Source organism: Mesorhizobium sp. M0058 (genome assembly GCF_040323095.1).
GTDB lineage: Bacteria > Pseudomonadota > Alphaproteobacteria > Rhizobiales > Rhizobiaceae > Mesorhizobium.
Window position 1 is genome coordinate 198,891 of record NZ_JAMYUQ010000002.1, and the last position, 14,432, is coordinate 213,322.

General features: G+C 63.5%; 17 protein-coding genes. 12 read left to right on the forward strand and 5 right to left on the reverse strand.

Translation table 11 applies throughout. The features are described from left to right. The 5 genes from NKJ75_RS03835 to NKJ75_RS03855 are packed head-to-tail and all read left to right on the forward strand — an operon-like array spanning position 1 to position 3,049. The gene (locus tag NKJ75_RS03835) at positions 1-888 is read left to right on the forward strand and encodes an MBL fold metallo-hydrolase (RefSeq protein ID WP_023743663.1); all 888 of its coding nucleotides are present in this window, start codon (positions 1-3) and stop codon (positions 886-888) included. Then, entirely contained in the window at positions 885-1,898 is a 1,014-nt protein-coding gene (locus NKJ75_RS03840; protein ID WP_023743662.1) for a fumarylacetoacetate hydrolase family protein, read from the forward strand. Before NKJ75_RS03835 ends, NKJ75_RS03840 begins: the two co-directional genes overlap by 4 nt. 12 nt (positions 1,899-1,910) lie before the next feature. Further along, positions 1,911-2,207, forward strand: coding sequence for a hypothetical protein (locus NKJ75_RS03845; protein ID WP_023743661.1), 297 nt, complete (start codon positions 1,911-1,913; stop codon positions 2,205-2,207). Positions 2,208-2,214: 7 nt separating this feature from the next. Further along, a complete protein-coding gene (locus tag NKJ75_RS03850) occupies positions 2,215-2,511 on the forward strand; it encodes a hypothetical protein (RefSeq protein WP_023743660.1) in 297 nt (98 codons plus the stop codon). 1 nt (position 2,512) lies between these two features. Next, positions 2,513-3,049, forward strand: a complete 537-nt coding sequence (locus NKJ75_RS03855; protein ID WP_023743659.1) for a DinB family protein — start codon at positions 2,513-2,515, stop codon at positions 3,047-3,049. Between the two features lie 3 nt (positions 3,050-3,052). Here NKJ75_RS03855 and NKJ75_RS03860 read toward each other — a convergent pair whose 3' ends face one another. Then, a complete protein-coding gene (locus NKJ75_RS03860; protein ID WP_023743658.1) occupies positions 3,053-3,277 on the reverse strand; it encodes a type II toxin-antitoxin system Phd/YefM family antitoxin in 225 nt (74 codons plus the stop codon). 3 nt (positions 3,278-3,280) lie between these two features. Beyond that, positions 3,281-4,396 carry a 4-hydroxyphenylpyruvate dioxygenase gene (hppD, locus tag NKJ75_RS03865; RefSeq protein ID WP_023694412.1) on the reverse strand — a complete coding sequence of 372 codons (1,116 nt, stop codon included), beginning with the start codon at positions 4,394-4,396 and terminating at the stop codon, positions 3,281-3,283. Between the two features lie 139 nt (positions 4,397-4,535). On the opposite strand from hppD, the gene NKJ75_RS03870 reads away from it, so the two are divergent. Further along, complete coding sequence (locus NKJ75_RS03870) at positions 4,536-5,003, forward strand: Lrp/AsnC family transcriptional regulator (protein ID WP_023734215.1); 468 nt, start codon at positions 4,536-4,538, stop codon at positions 5,001-5,003. Positions 5,004-5,220: 217 nt separating this feature from the next. Here the strand turns inward: NKJ75_RS03870 and NKJ75_RS03875 are convergent, their stop codons facing one another. Continuing rightward, the gene (locus NKJ75_RS03875; protein ID WP_023672907.1) at positions 5,221-5,559 is read right to left on the reverse strand and encodes a protein tyrosine phosphatase family protein; all 339 of its coding nucleotides are present in this window, start codon (positions 5,557-5,559) and stop codon (positions 5,221-5,223) included. Between the two features lie 207 nt (positions 5,560-5,766). Between NKJ75_RS03875 and NKJ75_RS03880 the strand changes: the two genes are divergently transcribed. Then, positions 5,767-6,111 carry a RidA family protein gene (locus NKJ75_RS03880; RefSeq protein ID WP_023672906.1) on the forward strand — a complete coding sequence of 115 codons (345 nt, stop codon included), beginning with the start codon at positions 5,767-5,769 and terminating at the stop codon, positions 6,109-6,111. 122 nt (positions 6,112-6,233) lie between these two features. Here NKJ75_RS03880 and hutC read toward each other — a convergent pair whose 3' ends face one another. Then, the gene (gene hutC / locus NKJ75_RS03885; protein WP_023743657.1) at positions 6,234-6,974 is read right to left on the reverse strand and encodes a histidine utilization transcriptional repressor HutC; all 741 of its coding nucleotides are present in this window, start codon (positions 6,972-6,974) and stop codon (positions 6,234-6,236) included. Further along, the gene (locus NKJ75_RS03890) at positions 6,971-8,323 is read right to left on the reverse strand and encodes a formimidoylglutamate deiminase (protein ID WP_023734214.1); all 1,353 of its coding nucleotides are present in this window, start codon (positions 8,321-8,323) and stop codon (positions 6,971-6,973) included. The genes hutC and NKJ75_RS03890 overlap by 4 nt, the downstream gene beginning before the upstream one ends. A gap of 88 nt (positions 8,324-8,411) precedes the next feature. Between NKJ75_RS03890 and hutI the strand changes: the two genes are divergently transcribed. From hutI to NKJ75_RS03915, 5 genes are read left to right on the forward strand one after another with little or no spacing between them, the layout of a single operon-like run. Further along, positions 8,412-9,647: an imidazolonepropionase gene (gene hutI / locus NKJ75_RS03895; RefSeq protein ID WP_023834283.1), complete on the forward strand. Its 1,236-nt coding sequence runs from the start codon at positions 8,412-8,414 to the stop codon at positions 9,645-9,647. Then, complete coding sequence (hutH, locus tag NKJ75_RS03900; protein WP_023739266.1) at positions 9,644-11,182, forward strand: histidine ammonia-lyase; 1,539 nt, start codon at positions 9,644-9,646, stop codon at positions 11,180-11,182. The genes hutI and hutH overlap by 4 nt, the downstream gene beginning before the upstream one ends. A gap of 1 nt (position 11,183) precedes the next feature. Further along, positions 11,184-11,996, forward strand: a complete 813-nt coding sequence (hutG, locus tag NKJ75_RS03905; protein WP_023739267.1) for an N-formylglutamate deformylase — start codon at positions 11,184-11,186, stop codon at positions 11,994-11,996. A 28-nt stretch (positions 11,997-12,024) separates the two neighbouring features. Further along, positions 12,025-13,695 carry a urocanate hydratase gene (hutU, locus tag NKJ75_RS03910; protein WP_023739268.1) on the forward strand — a complete coding sequence of 557 codons (1,671 nt, stop codon included), beginning with the start codon at positions 12,025-12,027 and terminating at the stop codon, positions 13,693-13,695. Between the two features lie 12 nt (positions 13,696-13,707). Next, entirely contained in the window at positions 13,708-14,286 is a 579-nt protein-coding gene (locus NKJ75_RS03915; RefSeq protein ID WP_023739269.1) for a HutD/Ves family protein, read from the forward strand. Positions 14,287-14,432 lie beyond the last annotated feature (146 nt).

Below are 14,432 nucleotides of genomic sequence, written 5' to 3' on the forward strand. Positions count from 1 at the left end.
ATGAGCGACCGGCTGCTGCTTCTCGGCTCGAAAGGCGGCCCGGCATTGCGGCCGGGCGGGCCGTGGCCGAGTTCGTCGCTGCTGGAACTGGGCGGGCGAACCATTGTCGTCGATTGCGGGCTCGGCGTCACGCGCGGTCTGGTCGATTCCGCCGTCAGCCTGAAGGCGCTCGACCTGGTCTTCATCACCCATCTGCATTCCGACCATGTGCTGGAACTGGGCCCGTTGCTCCACACCGCCTGGACCGCCGGGCTCGCCAGCCCGGTGACGCTGTTCGGACCGCCCGGCACCGACCAATACTGGCGCCGTTTCTGCCAGGCGATGGAGTTCGACATCGAAATTCGCATCGTCGATGAGGGCAGGCCGGACATTCGCGATCTGGTTTCGATCGTCGAATTCGGCGAGGGCGAGATTCTCTCGAAGGGCGGCCTGAAGGTCTCGGCACTGCGCGTCGACCATCCGCCGGTGACCGACTGTTTCGCGCTGCGCTTCGAGCATGGTGCGAATAGCGTCGTGTTCTCGGCCGACACAGCCTTCTTTCCGCCGCTCGCAGGCTTTGCCCGAAATGCCGACATTCTCGTCCATGAGGCCATGCTACAAGAAGGCATCGAGGGGCTGGTCGCCAGGACCGGCAATGGCGCGCGGCTGAAAGAGCATCTGCTTGCCAGCCACTCATTTGCCGAGCAGGCAGGTCGCATCGCCAGCGATGCCGGGGTGAAGAGGCTGGTGCTCAACCACCTCATTCCGGCCGACGATGCCGAGATCGGCGAGGCCGACTGGGAGGCCGCCGTCAGGAAATCGTGGGCGGGTGACTTGACGATTGCCCGCGACGGCCTTGTTGTGAACTTAGACGGCGCCAAAGCCGCATCAGGAGAGGAAACCGCATGAAGCTTGCCACATTGAGGGACGGGACGCGCGACGGAAAGCTTGTCGTCGTCTCGCGCGACCTGACGCGCTTCACCGACGCCTCGTTCCTGGCGCGAACGCTGCAGGCCGCGCTCGACGACTGGCAGCGGGTTTCGCCGCATCTGGCAACCATCGCGGAATCGCTGGAAAACAATGCGGTGCCGTCGGCGCGCTTCCATGAGCATGACGCCCATTCGCCGCTGCCGCGCGCCTATCAATGGGCCGACGGTTCGGCCTATGTGAACCATGTCGAACTGGTGCGCAAAGCGCGCGGGGCCGATATGCCGGCAAGTTTCTGGACCGATCCGCTGATCTATCAGGGCGGCTCGGATTCCTTCATCGCGCCGCGTGAGCCGATCCGCATGGCCGGGGAAGCCTATGGCATCGACATGGAGGCAGAGGTCGCCGTCATTGTCGACGACGTGCCGATGGGCGCCAGTATCGACCAGGCGCGCGCCGCCATCCGGCTGGTCATGCTGGTCAATGATGTGACGCTGCGCGCGCTCACCGGACCCGAGCTCGCCAAGGGGTTTGGCTTCTTCCAGTCGAAGCCGTCCTCGGCTTTTTCGCCGGTGGCGGTGACGCCGGACGAACTCGGCGACGCCTGGGATGGCGGCAAGGTCAACCTGCCTCTGCTCGCCGACGTCAACGGCAAGCCGTTCGGCCGTGCCAATGCCGGCGTCGACATGACCTTCGACTTCCCGGCGCTGATTGCCCATGCCGCAAAGACACGGCCGCTGGTTGCCGGCACCATCATCGGTTCCGGCACCGTCTCCAACAAGCTGGATGGCGGGCCGGGCAAACCGGTGGCGGCCGGCGGCGCCGGCTATTCCTGCATCGCTGAACTGCGCATGATCGAGACCATTGAGTCTGGCGAGCCCAAGACGCCGTTCCTGCGCTTTGGCGATACGGTGCGTATCGAGATGAAGAATAAAAGCGGAAACTCGATCTTCGGCGCCATCGAGCAGAAGGTCGAGAAGTCCCAGGCATAAGAGGGGGCAATAGTGACGGGAGAGGCGTTCTACCTGCTGGCCGGCGTCTGGGCGCTGGCCATTCTGGTGGTCTTCATCCAGGCGATCCGGCTGAGCTACCGCATCGAGGCGCGCTCGCCCGATCTGACCAACCGCAGTGGCTACCCGCGCAAGGCGATGATGTTCCACACCATCACCAACACCAATGTGGCGCGGGACGAGGAGACGCAGGCGATGCGGCGGCGCATGAACCGCCTGTTGCTGATCGTTGTCGCGGGCTTCGCGGTGATGGCGGCAGGCTTGTATCTGATGCGATCGACGGGAGCGTGAATGGCAGATGGCCTATACCGCTTCTTATCTTTGGTTTCTTGGGCTTTGCAGCGTCGCAACCGGCTGGCTTTTGATTTCCGCAATTCGGCTCTGCCGGCAGGTCGAGGATCGGTCTGAAAGGCTGCGTAATTTCAGCAGCGAGGCGCGCCTGCCGAGGCTTGTGTACGTCGCTTTGAACCGGGAAGTCGCAAGCGATGCAGGAACGCAAGAACTGCGCCGCGGTATGAACGCTCGTCTTCTGGGGATAGCTGCCATACTCGTCATTCTGAAGTTGGTGGACTTGGTCGGTTGGCCAAGCGCATAACATGGATATTCTCACCCACTTCAGCCGCATGGCCGGCAACAATCTCTGGTCGAATGACCGGCTCTACCGCGCTGTGCTTGCGCTGAAGCCCGGCGAATTCGAAGCCGAACGCACCAGCTTCTTCCCGTCGATCAAGGCAACGCTCAACCACATCCTTGCGGTCGATCATCTCTATCTCGATTTTCTCGAAGAAGGCGGCGTCGGTGCGGCCGCCTATGACGACTACGTGCCGTTCGATGTGCCGCAGGCGCTGTTTGCCGCCCAGGTCGCAGCAGATCGACGCCTGATCGCCTTTTGCGAGAAGCTGTCGGAGGCGGATCTCGACCGTCAGGTCATCACCGACCGGCGCGAGGATGGCATGATCCGCGAAAAAATCGGCGACATTCTCGCCCATGTCTTCCTGCACGACATCCACCATCGCGGCCAGGTTCACGCGATGCTCTCGGGCAGCTCGGTCGCGCCGCCGCAACTGGACGAGTTCTTGCTCGATTATGATTTGAAGGTGAGGAGGGAAGAGGTCGTGCGGCTGGGCCTCTGACCTTTATCTGGTGTACTCGTTCCATTCAGGGCCGAGTTTGTCGAAATCGTCAGAAATCCAAATCTTGCCCTTCAGGGCACCTATGCGCGACAACAAGTCTTCTCGAACTGGTGGCACGAGCCGCGCCGCGATCTTGCCGTGATGAGTGATGACTATCTCCTCGCCGGCCTCCGCGCGGCCGACGAGTTCCGTTAGTTTGGCCTTTGCTTCGGTTATGGAGACGTTCACGGTTCACGCCGCCTTGCCATCGACCTTGATCACGCCGCGCTTGATCTGGTCCTGCTCGATCGACTCGAACAGCGCGCGGAAATTGCCTTCGCCAAAACCTTCGTCGCCCTTCCTCTGGATGAATTCGAAGAAGATCGGGCCGATCACGGTTTTGGAGAATATCTGCAGCAGGATCTTGGTCATGCCGCCGTCGACCACGCCTTCGCCGTCGATCAGGATGCCGTGCTTCTTCATCCGCTCGATCGGCTCGTCATGCCCGTTCACCCTGTTGTACGACATGTCGTAGTAGGTCTCCGGCGGACCGGGCATGAACTTCAGCCCGTTGTCGGCAAGCTTGTCGGTGGCGGCGTAGATGTCGTCGGTGCCGACGGCGATATGCTGGATGCCTTCGCCATTGTACTTCTTCAGGTATTCGGCGATCTGGCTGGTGTCGTCCTTGGATTCATTTAGCGGAATGCGGATCTTGCCGCAGGGCGAGGTGATGGCGCGGCTGACCAGGCCGGTGATCTTGCCGTCGATGTCGAAGAAATGGATCTGCTTGAAGCCGAACAGCTCGCGATAAAAGTCCCACCATTTGTCCATCTGGCCGCGATAGACATTGTGGGTGAGGTGGTCGAGGAAATAGAAGCCGACGCCTTGCGGCCGCGGGTCGCGTTCGCCCAGCCACTCGAACTCGGCATCATAGGCCGAGCCCTTCTTGCCATAGGCTTCGATGAAATAGAGCAGCGAGCCGCCAATGCCGACAATGGCCGGCACGTCGAGCGCCTTGTCGTTGCCGTCGTAGGGCGTGGCGCCTTTCGATACCGCATGCTCGAATGCGTGCTTGGCATCGACAACACGCCAGGCCATCGAGGCGGCGCAAGGGCCGTGTTTGTCGACGAACTTCATCGCATGCGAGCCCGGTTCGGCATTGACGACATAGTTGATATCGCCCTGGCGCCAGACGGTGATGTCCTTCGTGCGGTGCTTGGCCACCGCGACATAGCCCATGCGGGTGAACAGTTCTGCTAGCTTCTGCGGCTCCGCATGCGCGAACTCGACGAACTCGAAACCGTCGGTGCCGGCGGGGTTTTCCTTGCTGATCTTTGCGGGCGGGGCGTCGTGCGGGAAGGGACCCATGGCATTCCTCCAAACGGATGGTGGCCGCATCGGACCACGAGATGACGCATGATAGTGCGAAGTGACCGCACGGTGCTTGCATTCAAACGCTTGAAATGATCATCTCGTGCGTAATTCATGCATGATTGGAGATGAATCGATGAATGAAGCGCGCATCGATCAATTTGACCGCAAGATAATGGCTCTCTTGCAGGGCGACGCGCGGCTCACCAACAACGATCTCTCGGAGCGCGTGAACCTGTCGGCATCGCAATGCTCACGCCGCCGCCAGCGGCTGGAGGAAGACGGCTACATCAAGGGCTATCGCGCCGTGCTCGACCGCGACAAGCTCGGCTTCTCGCTGGTCAACGTCATCTCGGTGACGCTCGCCACCCATAACCGCGACAATGCCAGGCGCTTCGGCGAGCTGCTGGCGCGGCTGCCGGAGGTGCAGGAGGCGCACGCGCTGACCGGCGAGATGGATTATATCTTGAAGGTGGTGACGCCCGATCTGAAATCATTGTCGGAATTCGTCAACGGTGTGCTCCTGCCGCACGAATCCGTGCAGCATGTGAAGACGGCGATCGTGTTGGAGACGCTGAAGGAGACCGGCGCGCTGCCGATCTAGTTTGAGAGAGTTTCAGTTGATACGTCTGCGGGACAGCACCCCTCTCTGGCCTGCCGGCCATCTCCCCCGCAAGGAGGAGATCAGCAGCTTTGTCGATAGCGCTCATCCTGCAACGTCGGCGATTGGCGAAGAGCGAAGGCGACATCCGATCTCCCCCCGGGGGAGATGTCCGGCAGGACAGAGGGGGGTGTGAGGGATCGCCAGCGCCTCAGGATGCTCACCCCTTGGACTGCTGAATCAGCCCGTAGAGATTGGTGCAGCGCGCGCCGGAGCGGCAATAAGCAAATACCGGGCCTTCGAGCGCGTCGAGCGCTTCGGCCTGATCTTCGACGTTCTCGGCTGTGATCTGGCCGCTGATTACCGGGATGTAGCGGAAGGCCAGCCCCGCGGCTTCGACCGCCGCCTTGACGCTGTCGGCCGAAGGCTGGTCGGGCTGCTCGTCATCCGGCCGGTTGCAGATCACGCTCTTGAAACCGGCTTCCTTGATGGCGGCGGCATCTTCGGGCTGGATCTGGCCCGAGACCGAATAGTCCTCGCTGATTTCGCGATATTCCATGGCTCTCATCCTCGCAATCTGGTTTGGCGCGAAGTCTTGCCACTCTCACACGAGGTCGGCAATCCGCGCCGGAAAGAAATCCCTCGGCGCAGATAGACATTTGCGGCCCAAGATCCAACCCAGGCTCAAGAGGTTTCGCGCTGTTGACCTTGCCCGGAGGCGGCAGCGACTCTAAACAGGCGCACCGACAAACGAAGGAACCATCCAATGAGCATTCGTCGCATCGATGTTGGCCCGCGCATGAGCCAGATCGTCATCCACGGCAACACCGTCTATCTCGCCGGCCAGGTCGGAACGCCCGGCGCCAGCGTTGGCGAACAGACCAGGTCGATCCTCGCATCTATCGACGAACTGCTGGCCAAGGCCGGCACCGACAAGACCAAGATCCTGCAGGCGATCATCTGGCTGGCCGATATGGGCACCTTCGCCGAGATGAACAAGGAATGGGACAAGTGGGTCCCGCAAGGCAACACGCCCGCCCGCGCCACGGGTGAGGCCAAGCTTGCAGGGCCGGAATACACCGTCGAGATTATCGTTACGGCGGCGATTTAAAGTGCAGCCTTCTACCTCCCCCTTGTGGGGAGGTCGGACCGAAGGTCCGGGCGGGGGGCTGGCGCCGACCCCCACCCCGCTGCTTCGCAGCGACCCTCCCCACAAGGGGGAGGGTAAAGGAGCTACCCCTGCGAAGGCTTGAACCTCGCCACCAACGTGTGGCTCTCCGCGGCGTAGGTGAACCTCACCTGCGTCACCGGGTGCTCGGCGCTCCAGGTTCGGCGCTCGACCACCAGGCAGGGCGCGCCGGTTGCGATGTCGAGCGCTTCGGCAATATGTCTGTCGGCCGCGACCGCGCGGATACGGTGCTCTGCCTCGCTCCATGGCACGCGGCCGATCAGCCAAGGGCCGGGGGCGATGTCGAGAAACTCCTCCTCGGCGGCTTCCGCGACGGCGGCGAGATTGATCAGCCGCTGTTCGTGCGCGAATGGCCGCTTGCCGGCGAAATGCCGGCATTCAAGCGCCAGCACCTGTCCGGCTGCGTCCAGTTCCAGCAAGGCGCGATCCTCGGCGCTGCTGCGCCTTTTCTGCCGCGCCAAGCGCTCGTAACGATAAGCTAGGCCAAGCGACTCAACCTCGATCCTGATGTCGTGGATTTCCAGCACCGCGGCCTGCGACTGCGGCTGGCGGACAAAGCTGCCCGAACGGCGGCGGCGCTCTATCAGCCCGGCCTTGGCCAGTTGCGACAGCGCCTTGTTCACTGTCATGCGCGAGCAATTGTATTCGGCCGTCAACTCGTGCTCGAACGGGATGCGGTGACCCGGCGCCCAGGCGCCGGACATTATTTTCTCGCTGATGTCGGACAGGATGCGCTGGTGCAGCGAACCGCCGCCTTCCACCGCCGCTGTCTCTGATATGCTCATGCCGAAAGCGCCGTCATCACATGGCGAAAGCGCTCGGCGATCGTCTCACGCGCTGCATGCCGGCCGCCGCTGACTTGTTTTTTTCCGTGCACCCAGACGCAATCGACCTTGCCGCCATTGGCAAAGATCCAGGCGTCGAGGATCGCATCGCCACTTTTTCCGGCCAGCGAAGGATGGTTTTCGTCGAGTGAGACGAAATCGGCTGCGGCACCGGCGGCGATCCGCGACGGGCCGGCGCCGAGTGCAGTGCTGCCGCCATCGCGGGCCGCGTCGAACAGAGCCCGCCCGGTCGAGCCGCCGGCCACCGCCAGCACATTGCGGGCGCGGTGTGCGAGGCGCTGCGAATATTCGAGCTGGCGCAATTCATCCGGCAGGCCGATCAGCACGTTGGAATCCGAGCCGACGCCGAAGCGGCCGCCATGTTCGATGAACAGAGGTGCTGAAAAGGTGCCGTCGCCGAGATTGGCCTCGGTGATCGGGCAAAGCCCGGCAATGGCGCCGCTTCTGGCCATGCCGGTTGTCTCATCCTCGGTCATGTGGGTGGCGTGGATCAGGCACCAACGCTTGTCGATCCCGGCATTGGCGAGCAGCCATTCGACCGGTCGCGCACCCGACCACGCCAGGCAATCCTCGACCTCCTTCACCTGCTCGGCGACGTGGATGTGGATCGGTCCGTCCGGCGCAATGGCGGCAACAGCGCTGAGTTCCTCCGGCGTCGCGGCGCGCAGGCTGTGCGGGGCGACGCCAACGACAGCCTGATTCAACGCACGAACCGATTCGCGGCTTTTCTCAAGCAAGCGTTCGAACCGATTCACATTATTGATGAATCGCCGCTGGCCTTCGTTGGGCGCAGCGCCGCTGAAGGACGAATGGGCATAAAACACCGGCAGCAGCGTCAGGCCGATCCCGGTTTCGCCGGCGGCCGCGGCAATACGTTCGGCCATCTCGGCAAGGTTGGCATAGGGTTTTCCGTCGCGATCGTGGTGGAGATAATGAAATTCGCCGACGCGCGAGAATCCCGCCTCCAGCATTTCGACATAAAGCTGGGCGGCGACCGCCTCGACCTGGTCCGGCGTCATCGACAGCGCGAAGCGGTACATCACCTCGCGCCAGCTCCAGAAGCTGTCGGCGGAGGGACCGCGCAGTTCGGCAAGCCCGGCCATGCCGCGCTGGAAGGCGTGGCTGTGCAGGTTCGGCATGCCGGGCACCAGAATGGCGTGGCGTTCGTCACCGCTCCGCGGTGAAGAACCTGGCTCCACCTTCGCGATCTGACCGCCGCTCAGCGAGATCCGCACCTTGTCATGCCAGCCATCGGCCAGCAGCACCTGTTCCGCAAAGATCGCCGTCACGTTTTTCTCCGCATTCCATCAACAATGCACTTGCAGCGCGTTTCAATATGTATATACATAATCGCCATCCAAGCAACGGAAAAAGATGATGGCGGCACAAGACAAAAGCCGGGCAGGGGGCCTTCAGCTTTGGCGTAATGCGCGCCTGGCGACCATGGCCGAAGGCGTTGCCGGACTGGGCATTGTCGACAAGGGCGCGATCATCGCCCGTGACGGCGTCATCGTCTATGCCGGTCCGGAAGCCGAGATGCCGTCAGCGTTGGCTCAGGGCGGCGAGACTACCGATTGCGAAGGCCGCTGGATTACGCCCGGCCTGATCGACTGCCACACCCATCTCATCCATGCCGGCAACCGTGCCAACGAGTTCGAGATGCGGCTGGCCGGCGCCAGCTATGAGGAAGTCGCCCGTGCCGGCGGCGGCATCGTCTCCTCGGTCAAATCCCTGCGTGCCGCGAGCGAAGACGAACTGGTTGCGCAGACTCTCCCGCGCCTTGACGCGCTGATGGCCGAGGGCGTCACCACGGTAGAGGTAAAGTCGGGTTACGGGCTCGATCTCGGAAATGAACGGAAGTCGCTTCGCGCCGCGCGGCAACTGGACAAGCAACGCCGGGTCACGGTCCGCACCACCTTCCTCGGCGCGCATGCGCTGCCGCCGGAAGCAAAAGGCGACAAGGACGCTTTTGTCGATCTCGTCGCCAACACCATCCTCCCCGCAATCGCCGCCGAGGGCCTGGCTGACGCCGTAGACGGCTTTTGCGAGGGCATTGCCTTTTCGCCGGAACAGATTGCCCGCGTCTTCGACAAGGCCAAGGCGCTTGGCCTGCCGGTCAAACTCCATGCCGACCAGCTGTCCAATTTGCATGGCGCCGAACTCGCCGCCCGTTATGGTGCGCTGTCGGCAGACCATCTCGAATACACCGATGAAGCAGGTGCCGCAGCCATGGCCAAGGCCGGCACCGTGGCGACGATCCTACCCGGCGCCTACTATTTCATCCGCGAAACCAGGAAGCCGCCGATCGGCCTGTTTCGCCAGCACGGCGTCAAGATGGCGGTCGCCACCGACAACAATCCCGGGACGTCGCCGCTGACCTCGCTGCTTCTGACCATGAACATGGCCGCGACGCTTTTCGACCTGACCGTCGAGGAGTGCCTGGCCGGCACCACTCGCGAGGCTGCCCGTGCGCTGGGATTGCTCGGCCAGACCGGCACGCTTGAAGCAGGGAAATCCGCCGACCTGGCGATCTGGGACATCGAGCGTCCGGCCGAACTCGTCTACCGCATGGGCTTCAACCCGCTCCATGCCCGCATCTGGAGAGGACAATGACCGAACTTAACCTGAAGCCCGGCAATGCATCGCTGGCCGACTGGCGCACCATCTATCGTGGCGCCGTGCCGAAGCTCGACGCTGCCTGCCGTCCGAAGATCAAGGCCAGCGCCGAGGCTGTCGCCCGTATTGTCGCCAAGGGTGAGCCGGTCTATGGCATCAACACCGGCTTCGGCAAACTGGCCAGCGTCCGCATTCCGGCCGCCGATTTGGAAACCCTGCAACGCAACATCGTTTTGTCGCATGCCGCCGGCGTCGGCGAGCCGATGCCGGTCGCTGTGGTTCGGTTGATGATGGCGCTGAAGCTGGCCAGCCTGGCGCAGGGCGCGTCGGGCGTGCGGCCGCAAACCATCGAATTGCTGGAAGCGATGCTGGTCAACGACGTCATCCCCGTCGTGCCGGCGCAGGGCTCGGTCGGCGCCTCCGGAGATCTCGCGCCGCTGTCGCACATGACGGCGGTGATGATCGGCGTCGGCGAATGCTTTACACCGCATGGCCGCTTCCCGGCCAAGGTCGCTTTCGTCTCGCACGGCCTGGAGCCGGTGACGCTTGGCGCCAAGGAAGGCCTGGCGCTGCTCAACGGCACGCAGTTCTCCACCGCCTATGCGTTGGCCGCTCTCTTCGAGGCCGAAGTGCTTTACCAGTCGGCGCTGGTCGCCGGGGCGCTGTCGACCGACGCCGCCAAGGGCTCGGATGCACCCTTCGATCCGCGCATCCATCTCCTCAGAAAACACCCGGGCCAGATCGAGACGGCGGCAGCGCTGCGCAATCTGATGTCCGGCAGCGCCATCCGTGAATCGCACCGCGTCGGCGATGAGCGCGTGCAGGATCCGTACTGCCTGCGCTGCCAGCCGCAGGTGATGGGTGCTGCACTCAGCGTGCTGCGCCAGGCTGCCGATACGCTCGGCACCGAGGCCAATGGCGTCACCGACAATCCGCTGATCTTCGCCGAGGACGATACTGCGCTTTCAGGCGGCAATTTCCACGCCGAGCCGGTGGCTTTCGCCGCCGACATGATCGCGCTCGCCGTCTGCGAGATCGGCTCGCTGTCGGAACGCCGCATCGCCATGCTGGTGGACCCGGCGCTGTCCGGCATGCCGGCATTCCTGACGCCGAAGCCCGGCCTGAACTCCGGCTTCATGATCCCGCAGGTGACGGCGGCGGCACTCGTTTCCGAAAACAAGCAGAAGGCCTATCCCGCGAGCGTCGATTCCATCCCGACCTCGGCCAACCAGGAAGACCACGTCTCGATGGCCGCACATGGCGCGCGCCGGCTGATCGGCATGGTCGAGAATGCGACAGCCGTCATCGGCATCGAACTCTTGGCCGCCGCGCAGGGCTGCGATTTCCATGCACCGCTGGCGTCGAGCGCGGCCCTTGAAGCCGTGCGCAAACTGGTCCGCGCAGAAGTGCCGCATCTCGACAACGACCGACATTTCCATCCCGATATGGAAAAGGCCATCGCCATGGTGCGCAGCGGCGCTGCCATCAAGGCTGCCGGCGCGGTGACACTGCCTTCGATTTCGGGAGTCTGACATGGCCGACTGGCTGACAGTGACGGAAGGCACGGCACCCCTGTTGGTGTCCATCCCGCACACGGGTATCGATCTCGCCGGCATCGACAATCGGCTGGTCTCGCCCTGGCTCGGCCGCCGCGATTGCGACTGGTGGATCGACAATCTCTACGATTTTGCCGCCGGCCTTGGCGCGACTGTCGTGCACACGTCGATCTCGCGCACCGTCATCGACGTCAACCGCGATCCTTCCGGCGCCTCGCTCTATCCCGGGCAGACGACAACGACGCTATGCCCGACCGAGACCTTCGACGGCGATCCGCTGTATTTGCCCGGCGCGGAACCGACGCCGTCGGAGATCGATCAACGCCGCATAGCGTATTTCGTGCCCTACCATGAAATGCTGGCGGCTCAGTCCGTCAGGCTGCGCGGCCTGCATGAGAAGGTCGTCATTTACGATTGCCACTCGATCCGGTCGGTGCTGCCGCGCCTGTTCTACGGCACGCTGCCGGTGTTCAATCTCGGCACCAATGACGGCCAGACCGCGGATCCTACGCTGCAGGCGCTGGTTGGCCAGATCATGGCCGAGAGCGGTGAAAGCAATGTCATCAACGGCCGTTTCAAGGGTGGCTGGATCACCCGCTATTTCGGCAATCCGCAAGGCGGCTACCATGCGCTGCAGATGGAACTTGCCGATCGCGGCTATTTGCGCGAGCCCGAGGGCAAGGGCGAACCGGACAATTGGCCGGTGCCTTATGATGCCGAGTTCGCCGCGCCGATGCGCGCCACACTGACGAAAATCCTCCAATCCGCCATTGACTGGGCCGGGCGCTGAGACGCCGCCTTACTCCAAAGGGACAATGATGAACAATCCTCGCCACAACATCCGCGAAGTGCGCGCGCCCCGCGGCGACAAGCTCAACGCCAAATACTGGACGACCGAAGCGCCGCTGCGCATGCTGATGAACAACCTCGATCCCGATGTCGCCGAAAACCCCAATGAGCTCGTTGTCTATGGCGGCATCGGCCGGGCCGCGCGCACCTGGAACGATTTCGACAGCATCGTCGCCTCGTTGAAGACCCTCAATGAAGACGAGACGCTGCTGGTCCAGTCCGGCAAGCCGGTCGGCGTCTTCCGGACGCACACCGATGCGCCGCGCGTGCTGATCGCCAACTCCAACATCGTGCCGCATTGGGCGACCTGGGATAAATTCAACGAGCTCGATAAAAAAGGCCTGATGATGTACGGCCAGATGACGGCCGGCTCCTGGATCTATATCGGCACGCAAGGCATCGTGCAGGGCACTTACGAGACCTTCGTCGAAGCCGGCCGCCAGCACTACAATGGCAACCTTACGGGCAAATGGATCCTGACCGGCGGCCTCGGCGGCATGGGCGGCGCCCAGCCGCTTGCCGCCGTCATGGCCGGCGCCTGCTGCCTCGCCATCGAATGCAATCCGGACTCGATCGATTTCCGGCTGCGCACCCGCTATGTCGACGAGAAGGCCGAGACGCTCGATGAAGCGATGGAAATGATCGGGCGCTGGACCAAGGCCGGCGAGGCGAAGTCGGTCGGCCTGCTCGGCAATGCGGCCGACATCGTGCCGGAAATGTTCAAGCGGGGCATCCGCCCCGACATGGTCACCGACCAGACCTCGGCGCATGACCCGATTAACGGCTATCTGCCCAAGGGCTGGACGATGGCTGAGTGGCGCGAGAAGCGCGTCTCCGATCCCAAGGCTGTCGAGAAGGCCGCCCGCGCCTCAATGCGCGAGCATGTCGAGGCGATGGTCGCGTTCTGGAATGCCGGCGTGCCGACGCTCGACTATGGCAACAACATCCGCCAGGTCGCCAAGGACGAAGGCTTCGAGAACGCCTTTGCTTTCCCGGGTTTCGTGCCGGCCTATATAAGGCCGCTGTTCTGCCGTGGCATCGGCCCGTTCCGCTGGGCTGCTCTTTCGGGCGATCCCGAGGATATCTACAAGACGGACGCCAAGGTGCGCGAACTCACCCCCGGCAACACCCATCTGCACAACTGGCTGGACATGGCACGTGAGCGCATCGCCTTCCAGGGCCTGCCGGCGCGCATCTGCTGGGTCGGCCTCGGCGACCGCCACAGGCTGGGCCTCGCCTTCAACGAGATGGTGGCCAGGGGCGAACTCAAGGCGCCCGTCGTCATCGGCCGCGACCACCTCGATTCCGGCTCGGTGGCTTCGCCCAACCGCGAGACGGAAGCGATGAAGGACGGCTCCGACGCCGTCTCCGACTGGCCGCTGCTCAATGCGTTGCTCAACACCGCGTCGGGCGCAACCTGGGTGTCGCTGCATCATGGCGGTGGCGTCGGCATGGGCTTCTCGCAGCATGCCGGCATGGTCATCGTCGCCGACGGCACGCCGGACGCCGCAAGGCGCCTGCAGCGCGTGTTGTGGAACGATCCGGCGACCGGCGTCATGCGCCACGCCGATGCTGGCTACGACATCGCCATCGAGTGCGCGAAGGAGCACCAGCTCAATCTGCCCGGTATTTTAGGCTGATTGGCTTAAATGATGCGCATCCTACGGGCCGCCGACTACCGCGTCATGCCGTGGAAGAATGGCGGCGGCACGACCACCGAGATCGCCGTCTCGCCGGACGGCGTCGGGCTGGACGATTTCGACTGGCGCGTTTCGATGGCGCGAGTCGAGGGCAGCGGCCCGTTCTCGGGCTTTGCCGGCGTCGACCGCACGCTTGCCGTGCTGGAAGGCGAGGGTATCGTGCTTGATATTGCCGGCCGTCCGCCGGCCGAAGTGACGGCGGCTTCCGCCCCGCTGTCCTTCCCGGCCGATGTGCCGACCACGGCCGCGCTGATCTCCGGTGCGATCACCGACCTCAACGTCATGACCCGCCGCGGGCGGGCAACGCACTCGGTCCAGCGTCTGATGGTTTCGGTTCCGACCGATATCCGGCCGACCAGCGCTATGACCCTGATCCTGCCGTTCGACGGTGAGGTCGGCGTGACCGGCGCGACATCGTCGCGCCTTGGACCTCGCGACACGCTGTTGCTCGGACCGCAGGCCGCGAAACTGCGGCTTGAACCGGTGCGGCCGACGACCGTGTTCGTCATCCGGATAGCCAGCCTGGGCTAGCCGCACCGCCAGCACAACGATTAACGCCTGTTGCCAAACATGATCGCACGCCGGAGAAATCTGGCGTAAGCTGTTGTCTGGATCACGAAAAAGCCCGAATCCTTCCGTCGTTCCAAGGCGGACGGAGGGCAGGGGTGCTCGTCCTT

Coding starts and splice junctions, on each gene's coding strand:
- NKJ75_RS03855 (WP_023743659.1), top strand. CDS start 2,513: ATGGATATTCTCACCCACTTCAGCCGCATGGCCGGCAACAATCTCTGG.
- hutH (WP_023739266.1), top strand. CDS start 9,644: ATGACCGAACTTAACCTGAAGCCCGGCAATGCATCGCTGGCCGACTGG.
- NKJ75_RS03850 (WP_023743660.1), top strand. CDS start 2,215: ATGGCCTATACCGCTTCTTATCTTTGGTTTCTTGGGCTTTGCAGCGTC.
- NKJ75_RS03915 (WP_023739269.1), top strand. CDS start 13,708: ATGCGCATCCTACGGGCCGCCGACTACCGCGTCATGCCGTGGAAGAAT.
- NKJ75_RS03835 (WP_023743663.1), top strand. CDS start 1: ATGAGCGACCGGCTGCTGCTTCTCGGCTCGAAAGGCGGCCCGGCATTG.
- NKJ75_RS03880 (WP_023672906.1), top strand. CDS start 5,767: ATGAGCATTCGTCGCATCGATGTTGGCCCGCGCATGAGCCAGATCGTC.
- hutG (WP_023739267.1), top strand. CDS start 11,184: ATGGCCGACTGGCTGACAGTGACGGAAGGCACGGCACCCCTGTTGGTG.
- hutC (WP_023743657.1), bottom strand. CDS start 6,974: ATGAGCATATCAGAGACAGCGGCGGTGGAAGGCGGCGGTTCGCTGCAC.
- hutI (WP_023834283.1), top strand. CDS start 8,412: ATGGCGGCACAAGACAAAAGCCGGGCAGGGGGCCTTCAGCTTTGGCGT.
- hppD (WP_023694412.1), bottom strand. CDS start 4,396: ATGGGTCCCTTCCCGCACGACGCCCCGCCCGCAAAGATCAGCAAGGAA.
- NKJ75_RS03840 (WP_023743662.1), top strand. CDS start 885: ATGAAGCTTGCCACATTGAGGGACGGGACGCGCGACGGAAAGCTTGTC.
- hutU (WP_023739268.1), top strand. CDS start 12,025: ATGAACAATCCTCGCCACAACATCCGCGAAGTGCGCGCGCCCCGCGGC.
- NKJ75_RS03875 (WP_023672907.1), bottom strand. CDS start 5,559: ATGGAATATCGCGAAATCAGCGAGGACTATTCGGTCTCGGGCCAGATC.
- NKJ75_RS03870 (WP_023734215.1), top strand. CDS start 4,536: ATGAATGAAGCGCGCATCGATCAATTTGACCGCAAGATAATGGCTCTC.